Genomic DNA, 20265 nt, shown 5'->3' with positions numbered 1-20265 from the left:
TCAGGGCATGGGTTTCGTTGCCTGAGAAGATCGCGGATCAGCCGCGCCGGAATAAGCGGCCGAGGCGCAAATCACTCTTTACGCCGGTTGAAGAATGTTAATGCGCCATCGCCGCCCGCAGGTGATCGAGAAACGCCGTCACTTTCGCATCCATGTCCAGCCGCGAAGCCGTCACGGCGAAAATCTCCGGCGCGGGCAGTTCCCACTCGGGCAGCACGCGCACCAGATCGCCGCGCCTCTCTGGCTCGTTCGAGACGAAATCCGGCAAGGTGCCGATGCCTTGCCCCGCGATCAGCAGGTCGCGCAGCACGAGACTGTTGCCCACGCGGATGGCGGGATCGAGATCTAGCGTGGTGGCCCCGGACGGTCCGTGCAGCGCCCATTTCGTCAGATGGTCGGCCAGTAGGAAGCCGATAACCCTGTGCCCTGCGATATCCTCCGGTCGCTCGGGACTGCCAGCCCGCGCGAGATAGGCGGGCGCGGCGAAGATGCGCTGCCGCATCGTGCCGATCTTGCGCGCGACCAGCGCCGAATCCGGCATCGCCGGTCGGATGCGGATCGAGACATCGAAGCCGCCCTCCACCATGTCGACCACTCGGTCATCGAGCGAGAGCGACAGCCGCAGATCGGGATGCGCCTCCAGAAACTCCGGCAGAATCGGGGAAATCACCGTCTGTCCGAAGGAGCTCGAGGCGTTCACTTTCAGATGCCCGCGCACCGCCCCGGCCCCGTCGCGGATACGCGTCTCGACCGAGGTCACCGCGTCGAGGATGCCGCTCGCCTCGTCATAGTAGAGCCGCCCGGCATCGGTCAGAGACATCGAGCGCGTCGTGCGTGTCAGCAGTGAGCTCCCGAGGCTTTCTTCCAGCAGCTTGATCTCGCGGCTCAAAAGCGCCGGCGACACCCCGAGATCCTCCGCCGCGCGCGCGAAACTGCCGCGCTCGACGATGCGGCGGAAGGCTTGCATGACAGAAAGCTTGTCCATTTCGGAAAACCCTCGGGGCGGTCAGGTAGCGCTCCGAATAGCACGAATTTCGCGCCACGCGAACGCCCTCGCAGAGAGCGGTCGCAAGCGCCGAAGCAACAGGGTGCATCGCGGGAGACGAAGGCGACCGTCACGACCGCGGCCCAAGGATGCGACCAGAGGGCCCGCTCACTCGGCGGGCCGCTCCTCCAGATCCAGCCGCATCGTGGCCATGCCCTGACGCCGCGACAGCTCCTCATAACCAGCCGAGAGATAGGCGTTGTGGGCTGGCGCGTTGTCGACTTCCACCTTCAAGGTCAGGGTCAGCGCCCCGAGGTCGCGTGCTGCCTGCTCCACATGGCTCGTAAGCTCCGCAGCGGCGCCACCGCGTGCCTCTTCGACGAGATAGACATAGGTCAGGTGCCGCACCTCTGGCCCGACACCCTCTCGCAGCGCGAAGAAACCCACATCTCGCCCCGCGGCATCCTGTAGGTAGAAGGAGACATCCTCGCGGTCTCCAAGCCACTTCTGATGCCATTCCATCTCGTCGAAAGGGACTTTCGCATTGGGATTGAGCAACGGGATTTCGGCGTCCGACAGCATCGCTGCCAAGGGTGCCAGATCGCGATCGCGGTTGCGGCGCAGGGTAAGTGCCATATGTCCTTCCTTCGGCTGGGCCCGGCACGTGCGCCGAGGGTCCTCATGAAAGGTCGCGTGCCTGACACAGAAGTCCAGTGCGGGTCAACCGGAGGGCGCCCCGCAACTGCGTCCATGTCCACGGTGCGGGTAGGCCCGAGCGGTCGGCCAGCAGATAGCGGCGCTCGGATATTCACTAGTTCGGAGCTTTGGAGAATAATCGAGCGAGCTTTGTGAGGGGTGTGGGGACGGCACAACAAAGCTCGCTCGATACCCCGCGGCTCAGGTCAGGCGTGTCTGCGGCCGGTGACCATGGCTCTCGCGAGGTGTTCGGGATGGGAGAGGCTCGCGAGGAGCACGCCTCCCAAATGTAGGACACTCAGGTCGAGTGTCAGGTGGGCGGTGGCGAATCTCGCCACCAGCCCGCAGTATCCGAAGCGGACGAAAGGGCCTCAGACCCGACTGGCCGCTCCTTCGCTCATCAGTCCAGCTCGGAGCCGATGATCTCGCCCGACACCGGGTCGAGCTTCAGCTCAAGCCGACGACCGTCGCGATCGCGCACCTTGGCTTCATAGCTGTAGCGCTCCATCTCCATCTTGCTGATCTGGTAGCCCTCGGCACGCAGGTCGCTGGCGACCTCGTCCATCTTCTTCCACTGCTCGCGTGCCTGATTCATGTTGCGAACTTCCTCGCGGTAGTTCGACGGCATGCCGTATTCGCCCTCGGACTCGCCATTGCGATACGAGTTGCGATATTCGTTCCGGTATTCGTAGGTCTCGCGGTTCTGGGACTTGGTCTGCGTGGCATTCTTCTGCGGCAGCATGACCTGACCGCCCGACTGCCCGCCGCCGCCATTCCCATTGCCGCCAGGACCCTGCGCCTGTGCGGCACCGAGGCTGAATGCGCCGACAGCGGCACCGAGGGCGGCGGTGAAGAGAAGAGTGCGTTTCATCTTTAACTCCTGTGATCGGATAGGGGCGAGTTGCCCGGATGAGACGACATTGGCAGAATCACTCTGACGCCGTACTGACGGGCTTTGTCAGCGTTCTGTCAGCTTGTTTGCGCTAGGAAAGCCGTATGAAAACGCTCACGACCCTCCTTCTTCTTTCGCTGGTCACGGCCACGCCCGCCCTCGCCGATCGCGCGGGCGGCGGAGGCGGCTCGGGCCGAGGCGGCTCGGATCACGACCGGGCGCGCAGCGCGGTCGAGCGTGAAGAGATCCTTCCGCTGTCGAAAATCCTCGGCGGCGTGCGCAACCGTTTCGGCGGCCGCGTCATCAAGCTGGATCTCGAATCGGATGACGGTCACTATGTCTACGAGCTCAAGCTGATCACCCCGGAAGGCCGGATCATCGAGCTTGAGGTTGACGCGGCGACCGGTTTGCCGATTGGTAGTCCCGAAGACAGCGAGCGCGACGGGGACAAGTAATGCGCGTATTGGCGGTCGAGGACGACCAGAGGATCGCGGCGGATCTCAAGGCTGCGCTCGAAGCGGCGGGGTTTCTCGTCGAGACCTGCGCGGACGGGCTCGATGCGTGGTTTCTGGGCGATACCGAAGATTACGACCTCGTCATTCTCGATCTGGGCCTGCCGAAGATGGACGGGCTGAGCATCCTCAAGAAATGGCGCGCCAATGATCGCGAGATGCCGGTGCTGGTGCTGACCGCGCGCGGCGCCTGGACCGAGCGGGTGGAGGGGATCGACGCTGGCGCGGATGACTACCTCCCCAAACCGTTCCGCATGGAAGAGCTGGTGGCGCGGGCGCGGGCCCTGATCCGGCGCTCGGCGGGGCGGGCCTCGTCGAACCAGAGCGTGGGCGAGTTGACGCTCGACGCGAACCGGATGAGCGTGTCGATCCGCGGCGTGCCGATCGCGGCGACGGCGCTGGAGTTCCGGCTTCTCTCCTACCTGATGCTGCATCGCGACCGCGTTGTGCCGCCGACCGAACTGCTCGAACATCTCTACGGCGATGACGACTCGCGCGAGGCCAATGCGCTCGAGGCGCTCGTCGCGCGGCTGCGCCGCAAACTCGGCCCCGGCGTGATCGGCACGCGGCGCGGCTTTGGCTATTTCCTCGAAGGCGGCGACGCGTGATGCGGTTGTCGCTGCGCCTCCGGCTCGCGCTTGGCGGCGCGCTGGCGGTGGTGCTGGCGCTGGCGATTGCCTCCGCCGCGCTGACGGCGCTGTTCGCCGCCCATGTTCAGCGCCGGGCCGAGGCCGAACTGTCGGTGCAACTCGATCAGGTCGTGGCGGCGCTCGGACGCGATGCCGACGGGAGGCTAGCGCTGCAAACGCCGCCCGCCGATCCGCGCTTCGATCAACCTCTGAGCGGGCTTTATTGGCAGATCGACCTCGGCAACACGCTGCTGCGGTCGCGCTCGCTTTGGGATTACGCGCTGCCCCTGCCGCCCGATGAGCTGCCAGACGGGCATATTCACGTGCATCGTCTCCCCGACCAGACAGGCGACACCCTTCTGACGCTGGAGCGCAGCGTGACCCTGCCGCCCTCGCTGGGCGGGAGCCAAGTGCGCGCGGCGGTCGCGCTGACGACGACCGATCTGGATCAGGCGCGCAACGATTTTCTCAAGGAACTGCTGCCCTATAATGCGATCCTCGCCGCCGCTCTGATCGTTGCCGGATGGGTTCAGCTCTTCTTCGGCCTGCGCCCCCTGTCGGAAGTCGGGCGCCGCGTGCTCGCCGTGCGCTCGGGCGAACAGCGGCGGCTTGGCAGCGATTTCCCGAAAGAGGTGCAGCCGCTCGCGAACGAGGTCGATGCGCTGATCGACGCCCGCGAGGCCGAACTGGACCGCGCGCGCCACCGCGCCGCCGATCTCGCGCATGGATTCAAGACGCCGCTGCAGGCGCTGATGGGTGAGGCCGACCGGCTGCGCCAGAGCGGCCAGACCGAGCCCGCCGCCGCCATCGAGGAAATTGCCGAGGCGATGCGCCGCCATGTCGATCGCGAGCTGACCCGCTCGCGCCTCGCGGGGCGCGTCGTGAAAGACAAGGCCACGGTGGCCCCCGTCGTGCAGCAGATCGTCTCGGTCATTCGCCGCACGCCCACGGGCAGCGCGGTGGAGTGGGACATCGCCGTGCCCGAGGATCTGCAGGTGCCGCTCGACGCCAGTGATCTGGCCGAAGCCCTAGGCGCGCTGATCGAGAATGCCAGCCGCCACGCCACATCGCAGGTCACGATCCGCGCCAGCCGCCGTGACGCGGCGATCGCAGTCGAGGTGCAAGACGACGGCCCCGGCATCTCGGCAGACCGCATCGAACATCTTCAGAAACGCGGCGCGCGCGCCGACGAGAGCGGCCATGGCTTGGGCCTGTCGATCAGCGCCGAGATCGCGCAGGCCGTCGGCGGCAAGCTGAGCATCGCGAATGCGGAGACCGGGCTGCGCGTGACCCTGATCCTGCCCGATGCCCGCGCGGGCTCAGCTCACGCCCGCCGCACCTGACCACGCGCCAGGGCGATCCTCACGGATCTTTTATGCCCGATCCGACGGCACACACATTCAGAATTCGGAACGTGAATCGCCCCCCACGCATTCCTCCAGCAATCCTGAACGGACGGAAAGTCGGAGGCAGATGACATGACCATGCGTTTTGAACAGATCCTTGCGGAAGGGATCGCCCAGTGCTCCTACCTCTTGGGCGACACCGGCAGTGGCACCGCCGCCGTCGTCGATCCCCGCCCGGATTGCGACATCTATATCGAGCGCGCCAAGGCGCTCGGCCTGACGATCACCCATGTGTTCGAGACCCATATCCACGCCGATTTCCTGTCGGGCGCGCGCGAATTGGTGAACCGGCTGGATGGCGCGCCCAAGCTTTGCGTCAGCGTCGAAGGCGGCGCCGAATATGATTTCGCGCATGAAGGCATCCGCGACGGCGATAAATTCACCTTCGGGCAACTCACGCTCGAGACGCGGCATACGCCGGGGCACACGCCCGAGCACGTCTCCTTCCTGCTCTACGAGAAGGACAATGACGATCCGTGGGGCGTGCTGAGCGGGGATTCCTTCTTCGTGGATTCGGTCGGTCGGCCCGACCTTCTGGGCGACGACAAGACCGAGGAACTGACCGAGGCGCTGTTCCGCACCACGCAGGAATTCTACATGCAGCTGCCCGAGGGCGTGCTGGTCTATCCCTGTCACGGCGCGGGCTCGGCCTGCGGGCCGAATATCGGCGACCGGATGTCGACCAGCATCGCCTATGAGAAAGCCCATAACAAATATGTCCAGATCACCGATCTGCAGGCCTTCAAGGACGAGATGACGAAGGACGCGCCGCCGGTGCCCACGCATTACCCGCGCCTCAAGAAGGTGAACGCGGCGGGCCCCGAGGTGATGCACGGATTGCCGCGCTGCATCGGCAAGACGCCGGAGGAGTTCGAGGCGCTCATCGCCAAGGATGACGTGCAACTCGTCGACCTCCGCGACATGCTCGCCTTCGGCGGCGGCTTTATCGAAGGGTCGCTCAATATCGGGCTGCAGCCGATCCTGTCGGTCTGGGCGGGCTGGATGCTCGATCCCGACAAGCCCATCGCGCTTGTCAGCGAAAAAGCTAGCGACATCGATGAGGCCGTGCTGCGTCTCTGGCGCGTCGGCTTCACGAAATTCGCGGGCTACCTGAACGGCGGCATCGCCGCGTGGCGCACCTCCGGGCGACCGCTCGCGCATATCCCGCAGGTCACCGTGCAGGAGTTGAAGGGCAGCGATCTGACCCCGCTCGACGTGCGCAAGGACGAGGAATGGGACGGCGGCCGTATCCCCGGCGCCGTCCATCATTTCCTCGGCACGCTCGAAGACGAGATGGACCAGCTCGACCGCGCGACCGCCTACGCCGTCTACTGTCAGGGCGGCTACCGCGCCAGCCTCGCCGCGAGCCTCCTGCATCGCGCGGGGTTCGACCGTATCTCGGCCGTGCCGGGCAGCTTCGGCGCATGGTCCGCGCAGGACTACCCGGTCGAAACCTGAATCGCTTTCAACTCAAGGAGCCAAGGCCATGAGCTACACCATCGACAAACGCCTCACCGATACCACGCTCGAAGAGGCCGACACCCGGACCCGCGAGGCCCTGAAGGAGCAAGGCTTCGGCGTGCTCACCGAGATCGACGTGCAGGGCACGATGAAGAAGAAGCTGGACGCGGACATGCCCGGCTACCTGATCCTCGGCGCCTGCAATCCGAAGATGGCGCATCAGGCGATCCAGCTGGAGCCGAATGTCGGCGCGATGCTACCCTGCAACGTCATTCTGCGGCAGGATGGTTCGGACATCCTCGTCTGCGCAATCGACCCGGAAGCCTCGATGACGGCGATCGACAATCCGCAACTCAAGTCGGTCGCGGGCGAAGTGCGCGACATGCTGGCAAAGGCGATCGACGCCCTTTGAGCTGGAATGCCCCCGGCAGCGAGGCCTCCTCCGCTGCCGGGGCATCGGCGCGCGCGTCCCGCGCAGCCCTTGCATTCGAGAGCCGTTTTGCGGGATATCACGGCCCGACGACTTCCCATGCGAAGTCCCGTTAAGCGAAGGCCAGAATGCCCCAGACCGATCGTCTCAAGACCGACTGTTCGCAATGCGCAGCCCTCTGCTGTCTGGTGCTGGCCTTCGACAAGGGCAAGGATTTCGCCTTCAGCAAGAACCCCGGCGAGCCCTGTCGGCACCTTTGTGGGCACGATTGCTCGATCCACGACAAGCTGACGCAGGAAGGCATGGCGGGCTGCGTCGCCTATGATTGCCTAGGTTCCGGCAACCGTGTCGTGCAAGAGGTCTTCGGCGGGCAAACCTGGCAGAGCGAGCCGCGCCTGATGCCGGTTATGATGGAAGCCTTCTCCGCCATGCGCGAGGTCCATAAGCGGATCGACCTGCTGCGCGCCGCCGAGACCCTGTCGCTGGATGCGGGCGACGAGCGCAAACGGCGCGACTTCCTCGACCATCTCGAACAGCACGAATGGACCCATCCCGAGCTGGCTGAATTCGAGTTCGGACTGGCGCTGGAAATCGACCTCTTCTTCCACAGCCTCAGCACCTGACGACGCCTGCGACGCGATGCGTCGGGGTCACGCTGAAGCGCTCAACTCCCCGCCAGAGCCGACAAATTTTGACTGCCTGAAGAAGCTGTGATCTGATCCGGGTTGGGCACTCTGCCCGATCTATCTCAAGAGGCCGAGCGTGCAGCCTGCCTTTCGCACCGAAGCATTGTCGAAGACCTACGGCGAAGGTCCTGCCGCGGTTCACGCGCTCCGAGAGGTGACGCTGGAAATTCCGCGCAGCGAGGTCGTCGTGCTGCTGGGCCCCTCGGGCAGCGGCAAATCCACATTTCTCAACATCATCGGCGGGCTCGACAGGCCAAGCTCGGGTCAGGCGTGGTTCGGCGATCAGAACCTGACCGAAATGTCCGACCGGGCGCTGACGCAATATCGGCGCAGCCATGTCGGCTTCGTCTTCCAGTTCTACAACCTGATGCCCAGCCTCACCGCGCGCGAGAATGTCGATCTGGTGACCGAGATTTCGCATGACCCGATGGATGCGGGCGAGGCGCTGCGATTGGTGGGGCTGGAGGAACGACTCGACCATTTCCCGGCGCAGATGTCAGGCGGCGAGCAGCAGCGCGTCGCCATCGCGCGCGCCATCGCGAAGCGCCCGGCGGTGCTGTTTTGCGACGAGCCGACCGGGGCGCTCGACAGCACGACGGGGCGGCGCGTGCTGCAGGTACTCAACGATGTGAACCGCGAGCTGGGCACCACCGTTCTGATCGTCACCCATGCGGCGGCGACGGCAGCGATGGCGCATCGCGTGCTGCATTTCACCGATGGCCAATTGCGCGATACGATTGTCAACGAGACCCGCGCCGATCCTGCCGAGATCGAATGGTGAGCCGATGGCCCTGACCGTTCTCCATCGCAAGCTGTTCCGCGACCTCTGGCGCATCCGGGCGCAGGCGCTTGCGATCTCGGCGGTCGTCGCTCTGGGCGTGATGGTGCAGGTGATGATGGCGGGGCTGACCGATACGCTCACCGTCACCCGCGACGCCTATTTCGAACGGCACCGGCTGGCGCAGGTCTTCGAGCCACTCACCCGCGCACCCAGCTCGATGATGGAACAGGTCAACGCGATTCCCGGTGTGCTGGCCGCCGAGGGCCGGATCAGCGGCTTCGGTCGGATCGACGCAGACGGCGGCGAGCCGGTGCAGGCGCGCATCCTGTCGCTGCCCGGCCCGGCGGGATTGAACGGCATCCTGATGACGGCGGGACGCAAGCCCATCGCCGGACGCAGCGACGAGGTCGTGCTGCTCGACACGTTCGCAGCCGCACGCGGGATCGCGCTTGGCGACACGCTCGGCGTCACCGTCGAAGGCCGCCACCAGCGCCTGCATGTCGTCGGTTTCGCCCGCGCGCCGGAGTTTCTGTTCATGCCCGCACCGGGTGAATTCTTCCCGACCGATGGCCGCTTCGCCGTGATCTGGATGGAGCGCAAGGCAGCCGCCGCCGTGCTCGATCTCGACGGCGCGTTCAACGAGGTGCTGGCGCTCACCACGCGCGAGCGGCCCCGCAAGGCGGTGCTGGCCGATCTCGACCAGCTGATGGCGCCCTATGGCGGCGGCGCCGGATATGTGCAGGACCAGCAGACCTCGGCGCGCTTCATCGAGGAAGAACTCAAGGGTCTACGCCAGTCGCGGGTGTTTCTACCGCCGATTTTCCTCGCCGTTGCGGCCTTCCTGCTCAACGTCACGATCACCCGGATCGTGCAGGCCGAGCGGCGCGAGATCGGGTTGATGAAAGCCTTCGGCCATAGCGGTGCGGAGATCGCGGGGCACTACCTAGAAATGGCGCTGATGATCGCCTTCGCGGGCGCGCTGCTCGGATCGGCCCTGGGCGTGATGCTCGGGCGGTCGATCACCGGGCTCTACATGGAATTCTACAAATTCCCCTATCTCGTCTTCTCGATGCATCCCGGCCCCTTCGCCGGGGGCCTCGCCTTCTCGCTGATCGCCGCCGCGCTCGGTGCGGCGATTGCGCTGCGCACGGTGTTCCGCCTGACGCCCGCCGAGGCGATGCGTCCCCCGGCCCCGCCCGATTTCACCCATGGCCGCGTCGGCTTCCTCGCGATCGTCACGAGTTTCTTCGACCAGCCGGGACGGATGATCCTGCGCCAGATCACGCGGCAACCGGTGCGCAGCCTCGGCACCGTTGCGGGCGTGGCCGCGGGGCTCGCGCTGAACATGGCGATGCTGATGATCTATTCTGGCTTCGATCACACCATGGATGTCACCTTCGGCTTTGCCGACCGCTCCGACGCGACGGTGAGCTTTATCCACCCCGTCTCGCGCGATGTGACGCATGAGATCGCGCACCTGCCCGGCGTGCTGGAGGCCGAGCCGACGCGCTACGTGCCGGTCCTCTTCCGCAACGGCGTCATTACCCATCGCGGCGAACTGACCGGCCTGTCCGAGGATGCGCAGCTCAACCGCGCGCTGCGGCCCGATCTGGAGCCGATCGCCCTGCCCGCGCAGGGCGTCGTGATCTCGCGGGGGCTCGCCGATGTGCTGAAACTTCAGCCGGGCGAAAACCTCACCGCCGAAGTCACCGAGGGCCGCAAACGAACCCTGTCGCTGCCGGTCGCGGCGATCTCCGACACCTTGCTGGGCGCTCCGGCCTATATGCGCCTCGACTCGCTGACCCGGGCCGTGGGCGAGGCGGACCGGATCACCTCGGTCTCGATCCGCACCGAGGGCGCCCCGTCGCCTGAGCTTCTGCACGAGCTGCGCGAGCGCCCCAAAGTCGCGGGCGTCTCGATCAAATCCGACAGTCTGGCGGCGTTCCGTGAAATCGCCGACGAGGGCGCGGGCCAGATGCGCTTCGTCTTCGGGGCGATCGCCTTCGTGCTGAGCTTCGGCATCGTCTACAACGCCGCGCGCAACGCATTCGCCGAACGCGCGCATGAATTGGCGAGCCTGCGCGTCCTTGGCTTCACCCGCTCCGAGGTGACCCTGATCCTGGCCGGGGAGATCACCCTGCTGGTCGCCTGCGCGCTCCCGGTCGGCATCTGGTTCGGCTGGACGCTTGCCAAGTTGATCGCACGCGTTTTCTCCAATGAACTCTACCGGGTCAGCGTCAGCTTCGATCTGCCCAGCATCGCGATGGCGGTGCTGGTCGTGGTCTCGGCGACGCTGGCCTCGATCCTGATGTTGCGCCGCGCGCTGGATCGGTTGAACATGATATCGGCGCTCAAGGCGAGGGACTGACCCGTGACACCAAAACCCCGGACCAGATGGCTCATTCTCATCCTGATCGGCCTGATCGCGGCAGGCGCAATCGCCGCGCTGCTTTGGCCGCAGCCGCAGACCGTCGATATGGGCGAGGTCACGCGCGGCCCGATGAAGCTTGTCATCGAGGATGATGGCCGGACCCGCGTGAGCGAAAGCTACACGGTCTCGACCCCGGTGAGCGGCAGGCTGCAACGGCTCGATATCCATGTCGGCGATCATGTCGTCGCGAACGAGACGGTCGTCGCCCGGATGCGCCCTGCCCTGCCCGCCGTACTGGATGCGCGCAGCCGGGCGCAGGCGGAGGCCGCGCTGGCCGAAGCTCAGGCCGCGCTGAGTGCCGCCGAGGGCGATTACCGCGCCGCCGTCGCGATGCGCGAACAGGCCGATAGCGATCTCGCGCGGTCGCAGCGGCTCGCGCTTTCCGGTACGATCAGCCAGTCCAAGCTGGACCGCGATCAGATCAATGCCGATTACGCCGCCGCGCAGGAAGCCGCCGCGAAAGCTGCCATCGCGATGCGCGAGGCGGCGCTGGCCTCGGCGAAATCGGTGCTGCAGAACGACGCCGCCGCGAACAACAGCGACGGGGTCGAACCGATCCCCCTTTATGCGCCCGCCACGGGAACGGTGCTGCAAATCCTGCAGGAGAACGAGACCGTGCTCTCTGCGGGCTCCCCGATCATGGAGATCGGCGACATCTCGGAGGGGCTCGAAGTGGTGGCCGATCTTCTCTCGCGCGACGCGGTGCGCGTGCGCCTCGGCGATCCGGTGGAGATCACCGATTGGGGCGGGCCGGATGTGCTCGAGGGCAAGGTGGTCCGCATCGATCCATCGGGCACGACGAAGGTGTCGGCCCTGGGCGTCGAGGAGCAACGCGTTGGCGTGGTCATCGCCTTCACCGGCGATTCCGCGCAGCGGGCCGGTCTGGGCCACGGCTTTCAGGTGACCGCCCGGATCGTGGTCTGGCAGAACCCCGACGCGCTGAGGGTGCCGTCGAGCGCCCTGTTCCGGCGCGGCACCGGCTGGGCCGTCTTCAAGGTCGAGGACGGGCGCGCGCGGGAAGTGAACGTGAAAATCGGGACCGATAACGGCACCTATGCCGAGCTTCAGGACGGTCTGAGCGAGGGCGACAAGGTCGTGCTCTATCCGGTCGAGACGCTGGAAGACGGCGCGCCGGTGGAGGCGCGGTCCGGCGGTTAAGTTGCGCCTCACGCCCCGCCCCAACCACCTCGCGAGGAATCACGAAGCCGCACGAAAAGCGCACCAACCGATCAAAAATGCTTGGGGTGGCGCTCAAAAAACCATCACTTGAGAGTTTTTTGCGCCCAAATGCCATGCGAGCCGCAATCGAAGCGGCTTTTGCCCCCTCTCCACTTTTGGAAACGCACCAAGGTCATGCCCGAATGAACCTGCAGGGCGCTTAGGGTTCCGTTGCCGAGAAGGCAGGTCTGGTCCGAGAAGTGCCACCCACGCGGCAAATTCCGTGCGGGCACACGGCGGGCCAAAATCCCGGGAGATTACTGCGCAGGTCTGACCCGCGCCTCATCTCTTGTTCCGCCAGCGGGTCGGCCTCTACGCCATAAAAAGGCGGGACGCATGCCAACGGGGAAGACCATGACCAGAACGAAATTCCTGTCCGCCACGGCCCTCAGCTTGGGCGTTCTCGCCGCCTCTCTCTCGCCCGCGATGGCCGAGCAGAAAACCGATTTCAAACTCGCATGGTCGATCTATGCCGGCTGGATGCCCTGGGGCTATCTGGACAGCTCGGGGATCATGGACAAATGGGCCGAGAAATACGGCATCACCGTCGATATCGTTCAGATCAACGACTACGTGGAATCGATCAACCAATACACCGCGGGCGGCTTCGACGGTGTCTCCGCGACGAACATGGACACGCTCTCGATCCCGTCGGGCGGCGGCGTCGACACGACCGCGCTGATCGTCGGCGACTATTCCGACGGCAACGACGCGATCATCTCGAAGAAAGCGACCTCGATCGAGGAGCTGAAGGACACCAAGGTGAACCTCGTCGAGCTGTCGGTCTCGCATTACCTGCTGGCGCGCGCGCTCGACAAGGCCGGGCTGGCCGAGAAGGATCTGGCCGGTGTCGTGAACACCTCCGACGCCGACATGATCGCCGCCTTCGCGACCCCCGAGGTCGAGACCGTCGTGACGTGGAACCCGCTGGTGTCGGAAATCCTCGACACCAACCCGGATGCGAACAAGCTCTTCGACAGCTCGCAGATTCCGGGCGAGATCCTCGATCTGATGGTGGTGAATACCGAGACGCTCAAGGACAATCCCGATTTCGGCAAGGCCGTGGTCGGCGCCTGGTATGAGGTCATGTCGAAGATGGCCGCAGGCGACGAAGAGGCCCTGACCGCGATGGCCGAGGCCGCCGGCACCGACCTCGAAGGCTACAAGGCCCAGCTCGCCGCGACGGCGATGTTCTACGATCCGGCCAAGGCGGTCGAGCAGGCTTCGAGCGCCGAAATGCCCGAGACCATGACGACGGTCGCGAACTTCCTGTTCGACAAGGGCATCCTTGGCGTCGATGCGCCCTCGGCCGATTTCGTGGGCGTCGAATATCCCGACGGCTCGGTGACAGGCGACGAAGGCAATGTGAAGCTGCGCTTCGACACGACCTACATGCAGATGGCGGCCGACGGCGCGCTTTGATCTGACTTGCCCGGCCTTCGGGCCGGGCCCTTTTTCCGCCAATTGCCGAAAGCGCCCATGCGTCTGCTCAACCGACATCCGACCCGGCCCACCGGCATCCTGCTGGCCGCGCTGCCCTTCGTGGCGGTGCTGATCGCCTATTGGATCGGCTCGGAAATCCGGCTCGCGGCGAACCCGCAGGACAAGCTTCTGCCCGCGCCCGAGACCATCATGAACACCGCCGGGCGGCTGTTCACCGAACCGAACAAGCGTACCGGCGAAATCCTCCTCTGGGCCGATACTTTCGCGAGCCTGCGGCGTCTGGCCTTCGGGGTCGGCATCGGGGCGCTGATCTCGCTGACGGTCGGGGTGGGGATCGGGCTGCTGCCTTACGTCCGGCGCGGATTGTCGAGCTTCGTCGCGGTGCTCTCGATGGTGCCGCCGCTGGCGCTGCTGCCGATCCTCTTCATCGTTTTCGGACTGGGCGAGACCTCGAAAATCGTGCTGATCGTTATCGGGATCACACCCTTCCTGATCCGCGACCTCTCGCAGCGGGTGCTCGACATTCCGCACGAAGAGATCGTGAAGGCGCAGACGCTGGGCGCCTCCACATGGGTCATCGCGCTGCGTGTGGTGCTGCCGCAAATCCTGCCGCGCCTGATCGCGGCCATCCGCCTCTCGCTCGGGGCGGCTTGGCTGTTCCTGATCGCCGCAGAAGCCGTCGCGGCCGAGGTCGGCCTTGGCTACCGCATCTTCCTCGTCCGGCGTTACCTCGCGATGGATATCATCCTGACCTACGTCATCTGGATCACGCTACTCGCCTTCCTGATCGACTTCGCGCTCAAGACGCTCTCGCGCAAAGCCTTCCCGTGGCTGGGAGGTGGGCTATGAGCTTCGTCACCGTCCGCGACGTGTTTCAGGAATACGACGGCCGCCCGATCATCGAACGGGTCAATCTCGACGTGGCCGAGGGCGAGTTCGTCTCGATCGTCGGCGCCTCCGGCTGCGGCAAATCCACCTTCCTGCGGCTTCTGCTGGCCGACGAGACGCCGACGCGGGGCCGCATCACCGTTGATGGCGGCACGCCTGCGCGCGAGCCGGGGCGCGAGCGCGGCGTGGTGTTTCAGAAATACTCGGTCTTCCCGCATATGACCGTGCGCGACAACATCGTCGCCGCCGAAAGTTTCCCGAAAGGCTGGGGCTGGTTTCGCGGCGCAAAACTGCGCGAGGCCCGGGCGCGCGCCGATGAGGTTCTCGAGCGGATCGGGCTCGCGCATGTGGCGAAGAACTACCCCTCGACCCTCTCGGGCGGGATGCAGCAACGCCTCGCCATCGGACAGGCGCTGCATGCCCGCCCGCGCATCCTGCTGCTCGACGAGCCCTTCGGCGCGCTCGATCCCGGCACGCGGCTTTCGATGCATGAGTTCCTGACGCAGCTGCGCACCGAGACCAGCATGACCGTCTTCATGGTCACGCATGATCTTGGTGAGGGCTTCAAGCTGGGCGACCGCGTTCTGGTCTTCGACAAGACCCGCTGGGACCCGGATTACCCCGAACGCTACGGCGCGACGATCACCTATGATTTCGACGCCCGCGATCACGGCATTCCGTATCAGCACATCCTCGACAAGATCCCCTCTCTGGCCGCGCAAAGCGACCCCGCGCCCGCGCCGGACTGAGAGGCCCAAGTTTCACCGCGCGCGCCGCTGGGCCCCGCGCGCGGGCCGCCGCCAAGGTCCAGACAGCCTGCCCCGATCCGGGGCTTCGATAGATTGGAGACAGAGATGTTCCATGACCTGCCAGGCGGGCGATCGCGCCCGCACCACCCGCAAGCGGCCATCGCGGCGCATGCCCTGCGCGAGCGCCGCCAGCACCACCCGGACCTGACCAAGCTCGCCGGCTGGAAGGCGATGCGCAAAGAGGCGGAACTCCCCGAAGGCCGCTGGGACGAGGAACGCCGCTGGGCGCTGCGCATGGGTCTGACCGGCGCGGACAGCATCGAGGACAAGTCGATCCCGACCTTCGCGCGCGGCGAGCTGCCCCATTACGCGGGCATCAACACTTTCCTGAAGGCGCCCTATGCCGAGGACGTGCTGGAGGTCTCGCACTACGACGCGACCGTGCTGGGCATCCCCTTCGACGGCGGCACCACCTACCGCGCGGGCACCCGCTTCGGACCGCAGGGCGTGCGCAAGATCTCCGCGCTCTACACGCCTTACAACTACGAGATCGGCGTCGACCTGCGCGAGCAGATGACGCTCTGCGATGCGGGCGACGTGTTCACCATCCCGGCGAATATCGAGAAGAGCTTCGACCAGATCAGCCGCGCGGTCAGCCACGTCTTCTCCTCGGGCTCGCTCCCGATCATGATCGGCGGCGACCACTCGATCGGCTTCCCTTGTGTGCGCGGCATCGCAGAATGCACCTCGAAGAAGATCGGCATCGTCCATTTCGACCGCCATGCCGACATTCAGGAAAAAGACCTCGACGAGCGGATGCACACCACGCCGTGGTTCCACTCGACCAACCTGCCCAACGTGCCGGCCAAGAACCTCGTGCAGATCGGCATCGGTGGCTGGCAGGTCCCGCGCGAGGCGGTGAAGGTCGCGCGCGAGCGTGAAACCAACATCATCACCATGGGCGACATGGAGAAGATGGGCATCGACAAGACGATCGAGATGGCGCTCGAGATGGCCTGGGACGGCGTCGACATGGTCTACATGTCCTTCGATATCGACTCCATCGACTGCGGTTTCGTGCCCGGCACCGGCTGGCCCGAACCGGGCGGCTTCCTGCCGCGCGAGGCGCTGGCGCTCGCCTCCGGCATCGCCGCTGAAGGCATCTGCGGGATGGAGCTGGTCGAGGTCGCGCCGCCCTATGACGTGTCCGACATCACCGCGCTGATGGGCACGCGGGTGATCGTGGACGTGCTGGGCTCGCTGGTCGCCAATGGCAAACTCGGCGCGCATCGCAAGCATATCGACAAGCCCGTCTCGCTGCCCCATGGCGAATTCGAGGGCAAACGCTGGTCGAATTCCGAACCGCATAAGGTGGGCTGAGCCATGCCGCATGATCACGCCCCCCACGGGCACCGTCACCACCACGATCACGGGCACAGCCACGGGCATTCCCATGACCACGCGCATCACGGGCATGGTCACAACCACGCCCATGGCGAGCATCTGCACAGCCACATGCATCACGAGGACGAGGCGGCGGACCTGCAGGTTCTGGCCACGCAGTTCATCGATGGCTTCATGCAGGCCTCCGACAAGACGAGCTATCTCAAGCTCGCGGGCGTCCCCTTCGAGCGCCCCTCGTCCACGGGACCGAAATCGCTGAAACTCGTGGATGTGGAGCTGAAGACCGAATGGCAGGTGGGCACCGCCTCGCCCTCCTTCGGTTCGCGCGAACTGTCCTACCTTCCGTTCCCGGGCGAGATGGTCCGCGAACGCACCAACATGTCGCTGATCTACGTATCGATGGACGAGAAATCCGTGCTCGACATCCGCGACTTCCTCACTCAACGCAAGAAAGAGATCGACCAATGAAGAAGACCTTCGCAACGCTTCTGGGCGCAACGCTCGCCAGCCCGGCCCTCGCGCATTCCGGCACGCAATTCCACACCCATGGTGTCGAGCCGATGCTGATCGTCGGCGTCGCCGCCCTCGCGGTCTATGGCATCGTCGAATTCGTCAGATCGCGCCGCTGATTTTTCGAAGCGACCTTACAAGGCGCCCCGACGGGCGCCTTGTTCACTCCGGCTCCCCGAGCCGCGCCAGCTTGCGCATATGCCAGGCCAGCGCCTGGTTCGAGCTGAGCACCGGCATCCCAAGCTCCGCTTTCAGCTCCGGCAAAATCCGCCGCGTGCGCAGGTTGGTACAGGACAGGAAAATCCCGTCCAGCTTGGCCTGCCCTGCAAGGTTTCGCGCCGCCTCCGCGATCGAGGCCGGGTCGATCCGCGCCACCCGCGCCTCCACCTCCTCACCGAAAGACAGCGTCGCGGGGACGGTGATCCCCGCGGCGACGAAGGCCGCCCGCAGAGGCTCCGCGACCGAGGCGACATAGGGCGAGACGATGCCCACGCGCTCCAGCCCGAGATCGGAGATCGCCGCCAGCGCGGCGCTCAGCGGATCGGTCACATGCCGCGTCGTGACGCCCGCCATGACATTCGCCCGCACCTCGTGCGGCCCGATCAGCGCGGCGCCAGAGGTGCAGCCATAGCCCACCACATCGAACGTCGCCGCAGGCGGCAGCAGCGCCGCCGCGCCGCTCAAAGCGCGCTCCATCTCGGCGATGCTCGACGGGGTCAGGTCATCGCCGGAATGGACGCGCGTGACATGCATCCGCGCATCGCCCGGCGGAATGTAGCGGCGGAATTCATCCTCGATGGTCTCGTCCACGCGCAGCACGATCAGCCCCATCGTTGGCGTGGCGTCTTCGCGAAGACGATAGGGGAAATCGGCCATCAGCTCAGCTCCGGCAGGGTTTCGGGGGCGCGCGGCGACAGCAGCTCCGCCCCGGTCGCGCGCAGGACAATGTTTTCCTCATGGACCAACAGGCGGCGCGGACCCTGCGCGGTCTCGACCCAAGCGCCGGGTTCCAGCGTCAGCACCATGCCCTCGCGCAGTTCGGTGTCGTCGCGCGGGGTGAAGGACGGCCATTCCGTCAGGGTGATCCCCAGCCCGTGGCCCAGACGCCCATCGCCCGCCGCGACACCGCGCGCCGCGAGCCCCTCGACCATCAGACGATGCGCATCATGCGCCCGCATCCCGGGCCGTAGCTGCGCCATCACCGCCTCGGTCACCTCCCAGAGCGCGGCATGGGTGCGCCGCACCGGCTCCGACGCCGGACCGACCGAGAAATTGCGATCGAAGTCGCAGAAATACCCGTCGCGCACCGCGCCGGTATCCAGCATCAGCACATCGCCGGTTTGCAGCGGCTCGGGCCCGGCAGGCGAGATCACATCGTCATAGCCCGACGGCCCCGCCGCCCCGGCGACGTAGCTGACCCAGTCGGCCCCCTCCTCCAGCAGCGCCGATTGGAAGGCGCGGAAAATCCCGTCGAGCGGACGCCCCGGCCCCGCGAATTCCGGCACCCGCGCGAAGGCACGGCCCGCGATGGCGCAGGCCCTACGGATCTTCTCGATCTCCGCCTCGCTCTTGATCTCGCGCACCCGCTGAATCGCGGCGGTGCCGTCGATGAAGCGCCGCGGCGCGATACGCTCCCCGAGCCGCGCGTAATCCGCGAGCGGCATCCGCAGCTGCGTCTCCAACCCCATCGGAACCCCGATCCGCGCGCTCTCGGGCAGCAGATCGCAGAGCGTCTCGGCGAGCAGGCTCACGCCGTCATCCGTCGGATCGGGCGCATCCCAAGTGCGAACCTGCGTCATCCATGTGCGGCCCATCAGTTCCGCCCCGATGGAGGGGATCACCGCGACCGGCGCCCCGCTGGCCGGGACAATCACGAACCACGGGCGCGCGGGGCTTTCCCAGAACCGGGTCAAAAAGCCCGTGACGTAGAAGATATCCGCAGCCGAGGTCAGGAACAGCGCATCCAGACCCTGTGCGCTCATCTCGGCCTGAAGTCGGCTGACGCGGGTGCGAAACTCCTCCGCCGGGAAGATGAGCGAGCGCTCAGCCATCTTCCGGGCCTTCGCTGAGGATCGCCAGCACGCGCGCCTCGGGACCCAGCGACAGCCCGGCAAGCAGAGCCGCCAGCCCTGCCCCGCCCGAAGGCGTCGTGGCCAGCCCGTGCTCCGCGAGGATATCGACGCCGGACTGCGCCTCGGCTTCCGTGATCGTGGCGAAGCGATCCGCGTCGCGCGATAGACCCGCCAGCGCCACCATCGAAGGCGTCTTGCAATCGAGCCGTCCCGTCGCGGAGACCGGCCCTTCTGTGCTCACCAGATGGCCTGCGCGAATGCTCTCGATCAGCGCAGGCGCCGCATCGGGTTCGACCACGATGATCTGAGGCCCGTCGCCCCAAACGAGCCGCGCATGCGCCGCGACGGCGGCCGCGAGACCGCCCACCCCCGCCTGCAGCAGGATATGGGTGGGCGGCGCGTCGATCTGCGCGACGGCCTCGGCGGCAAGCTGGGTGTAACCCTCCATCACCCGCAGCGGCGGCAGGTCGACATAGCCCTCCCACGAGCTGTCCGACAAAAGCGTCCAGCCATTCTCGGCAGCGGCCGTCTCGGCGGCCTCCATGCTCGCTTGATACTCCGCGCCAGCGCGCACGACCTCGGCCCCGCGTGCCTCCAACCGCGCGGCGAAGGCGGCGGGCACGGTCTCGGCCAGATAGATGATCGCGCGGGCCCCGAATATCCGCGCACCTGCCGCGACCGAGAGGCCATGGTTCCCCGCGCTGGCTGCGACATAGGTCTCTCCGGCGAGGGCCGTTTGCAGGTCGCCGCCTTCGGCCCTCGCCGCCGCCTCCCGGGCGATCGCATGGACCGCGCCCAGCGCCTTGAAGCTGCCGAGCCCCATGCGCTCACGCTCGTCCTTGATCCAGACTTTGCCGACCCCGGCGCGCTCCGCAATCTCGGGCGCCGCGCGCAGCGGGGTCTCGCGATGGGCCGGACATTGGGCAAGCAGGCTGGCCACGCCAGAGGCGTCCGCGATGGGCTGAACACCCTCCGGGTCGAGCCCGTCACCGCGCCAGGGATTGTCTATGATGATCGGCATATCGGACCCTCGCTGCGATGGAAGCAGGCCCATAAGGCAACGAGACGTCCG

21 protein-coding genes and 1 riboswitch are annotated in these 20265 nt (G+C 66.1%); of the genes, 15 read left to right on the top strand and 6 right to left on the bottom strand.

All coding sequences use genetic code 11. From position 1 onward, the window contains the following. Window positions 1–97: 97 nt before the first annotated feature. The 3 genes from BMI87_RS16845 to BMI87_RS16835 all read right to left on the bottom strand — a co-directional run bounded on the left by BMI87_RS16845 (window position 98) and on the right by BMI87_RS16835 (window position 2552). Window positions 98–985, bottom strand: a complete 888-nt coding sequence (locus BMI87_RS16845) for a LysR family transcriptional regulator (RefSeq protein ID WP_078522776.1) — start codon at window positions 983–985, stop codon at window positions 98–100. A gap of 168 nt (window positions 986–1153) precedes the next feature. Next, a complete protein-coding gene (locus BMI87_RS16840) occupies window positions 1154–1621 on the bottom strand; it encodes an N-acetyltransferase (protein ID WP_078522775.1) in 468 nt (155 codons plus the stop codon). Window positions 1622–2081: 460 nt separating this feature from the next. After that, entirely contained in the window at window positions 2082–2552 is a 471-nt protein-coding gene (locus tag BMI87_RS16835; protein WP_078522774.1) for a PepSY domain-containing protein, read from the bottom strand. Window positions 2553–2677: 125 nt separating this feature from the next. Between BMI87_RS16835 and BMI87_RS16830 the strand changes: the two genes are divergently transcribed. The 15 genes from BMI87_RS16830 (at window position 2678) to BMI87_RS22220 (ending at window position 17240) form a co-directional block, all read left to right on the top strand. Next, complete coding sequence (locus tag BMI87_RS16830; protein ID WP_078522773.1) at window positions 2678–3028, top strand: PepSY domain-containing protein; 351 nt, start codon at window positions 2678–2680, stop codon at window positions 3026–3028. Beyond that, window positions 3028–3693: a response regulator transcription factor gene (locus BMI87_RS16825; protein WP_078522772.1), complete on the top strand. Its 666-nt coding sequence runs from the start codon at window positions 3028–3030 to the stop codon at window positions 3691–3693. The genes BMI87_RS16830 and BMI87_RS16825 overlap by 1 nt, the downstream gene beginning before the upstream one ends. Next, window positions 3693–5057 carry a HAMP domain-containing sensor histidine kinase gene (locus BMI87_RS16820; protein ID WP_078522771.1) on the top strand — a complete coding sequence of 455 codons (1365 nt, stop codon included), beginning with the start codon at window positions 3693–3695 and terminating at the stop codon, window positions 5055–5057. Before BMI87_RS16825 ends, BMI87_RS16820 begins: the two co-directional genes overlap by 1 nt. A 135-nt stretch (window positions 5058–5192) precedes the next feature. Then, window positions 5193–6578, top strand: coding sequence for a rhodanese-like domain-containing protein (locus BMI87_RS16815; protein ID WP_078522770.1), 1386 nt, complete (start codon window positions 5193–5195; stop codon window positions 6576–6578). A gap of 28 nt (window positions 6579–6606) precedes the next feature. After that, window positions 6607–6993, top strand: coding sequence for a DUF302 domain-containing protein (locus BMI87_RS16810; RefSeq protein WP_078522769.1), 387 nt, complete (start codon window positions 6607–6609; stop codon window positions 6991–6993). 146 nt (window positions 6994–7139) lie between these two features. Next, a complete protein-coding gene (locus BMI87_RS16805; RefSeq protein ID WP_078522768.1) occupies window positions 7140–7634 on the top strand; it encodes a hypothetical protein in 495 nt (164 codons plus the stop codon). Between the two features lie 139 nt (window positions 7635–7773). Beyond that, on the top strand, window positions 7774–8478 hold the full coding sequence (locus BMI87_RS16800) for an ABC transporter ATP-binding protein (protein ID WP_078522767.1): 705 nt from the start codon (window positions 7774–7776) through the stop codon (window positions 8476–8478). A 4-nt stretch (window positions 8479–8482) separates the two neighbouring features. Beyond that, complete coding sequence (locus BMI87_RS16795) at window positions 8483–10846, top strand: ABC transporter permease (RefSeq protein ID WP_078522766.1); 2364 nt, start codon at window positions 8483–8485, stop codon at window positions 10844–10846. A 3-nt stretch (window positions 10847–10849) separates the two neighbouring features. After that, window positions 10850–12067 carry an efflux RND transporter periplasmic adaptor subunit gene (locus BMI87_RS16790; RefSeq protein ID WP_078522765.1) on the top strand — a complete coding sequence of 406 codons (1218 nt, stop codon included), beginning with the start codon at window positions 10850–10852 and terminating at the stop codon, window positions 12065–12067. Between the two features lie 209 nt (window positions 12068–12276). Further along, a riboswitch (guanidine-I (ykkC/yxkD leader) is annotated at window positions 12277–12385 on the top strand. 96 nt (window positions 12386–12481) lie between these two features. Further along, window positions 12482–13549: a putative urea ABC transporter substrate-binding protein gene (locus tag BMI87_RS16785; protein ID WP_078522764.1), complete on the top strand. Its 1068-nt coding sequence runs from the start codon at window positions 12482–12484 to the stop codon at window positions 13547–13549. A 57-nt stretch (window positions 13550–13606) separates the two neighbouring features. Then, a complete protein-coding gene (locus BMI87_RS16780; RefSeq protein WP_078522763.1) occupies window positions 13607–14419 on the top strand; it encodes an ABC transporter permease in 813 nt (270 codons plus the stop codon). Next, complete coding sequence (locus BMI87_RS16775; RefSeq protein WP_078522762.1) at window positions 14416–15207, top strand: ABC transporter ATP-binding protein; 792 nt, start codon at window positions 14416–14418, stop codon at window positions 15205–15207. The genes BMI87_RS16780 and BMI87_RS16775 overlap by 4 nt, the downstream gene beginning before the upstream one ends. A 105-nt stretch (window positions 15208–15312) precedes the next feature. Beyond that, window positions 15313–16587 (top strand): agmatinase family protein, encoded by a 1275-nt coding sequence (locus BMI87_RS16770; RefSeq protein WP_146673635.1) that lies wholly within the window; start codon window positions 15313–15315, stop codon window positions 16585–16587. 3 nt (window positions 16588–16590) lie between these two features. Continuing rightward, complete coding sequence (locus BMI87_RS16765; protein ID WP_078522761.1) at window positions 16591–17079, top strand: hypothetical protein; 489 nt, start codon at window positions 16591–16593, stop codon at window positions 17077–17079. Continuing rightward, on the top strand, window positions 17076–17240 hold the full coding sequence (locus tag BMI87_RS22220; RefSeq protein ID WP_146681647.1) for a peptidase M23: 165 nt from the start codon (window positions 17076–17078) through the stop codon (window positions 17238–17240). Before BMI87_RS16765 ends, BMI87_RS22220 begins: the two co-directional genes overlap by 4 nt. 43 nt (window positions 17241–17283) lie before the next feature. Here the strand turns inward: BMI87_RS22220 and BMI87_RS16760 are convergent, their stop codons facing one another. Genes BMI87_RS16760 through BMI87_RS16750 form a run of 3 tightly spaced genes read right to left on the bottom strand, consistent with a single transcriptional unit; the run spans window position 17284 to window position 20214 of the window. Next, on the bottom strand, window positions 17284–17997 hold the full coding sequence (locus BMI87_RS16760) for an aspartate/glutamate racemase family protein (RefSeq protein ID WP_078522760.1): 714 nt from the start codon (window positions 17995–17997) through the stop codon (window positions 17284–17286). Further along, on the bottom strand, window positions 17997–19172 hold the full coding sequence (locus BMI87_RS16755) for a Xaa-Pro peptidase family protein (protein ID WP_078522759.1): 1176 nt from the start codon (window positions 19170–19172) through the stop codon (window positions 17997–17999). The genes BMI87_RS16760 and BMI87_RS16755 overlap by 1 nt, the downstream gene beginning before the upstream one ends. Beyond that, on the bottom strand, window positions 19165–20214 hold the full coding sequence (locus BMI87_RS16750; RefSeq protein ID WP_078522758.1) for a pyridoxal-phosphate dependent enzyme: 1050 nt from the start codon (window positions 20212–20214) through the stop codon (window positions 19165–19167). Before BMI87_RS16750 ends, BMI87_RS16755 begins: the two co-directional genes overlap by 8 nt. Window positions 20215–20265: the final 51 nt, after the last annotated feature.

Source organism: Thioclava sp. F28-4 (assembly GCF_002020045.1).
GTDB lineage: Bacteria > Pseudomonadota > Alphaproteobacteria > Rhodobacterales > Rhodobacteraceae > Thioclava > Thioclava sediminum.
This window is presented reverse-complemented; position numbering and strand designations above follow the sequence as displayed.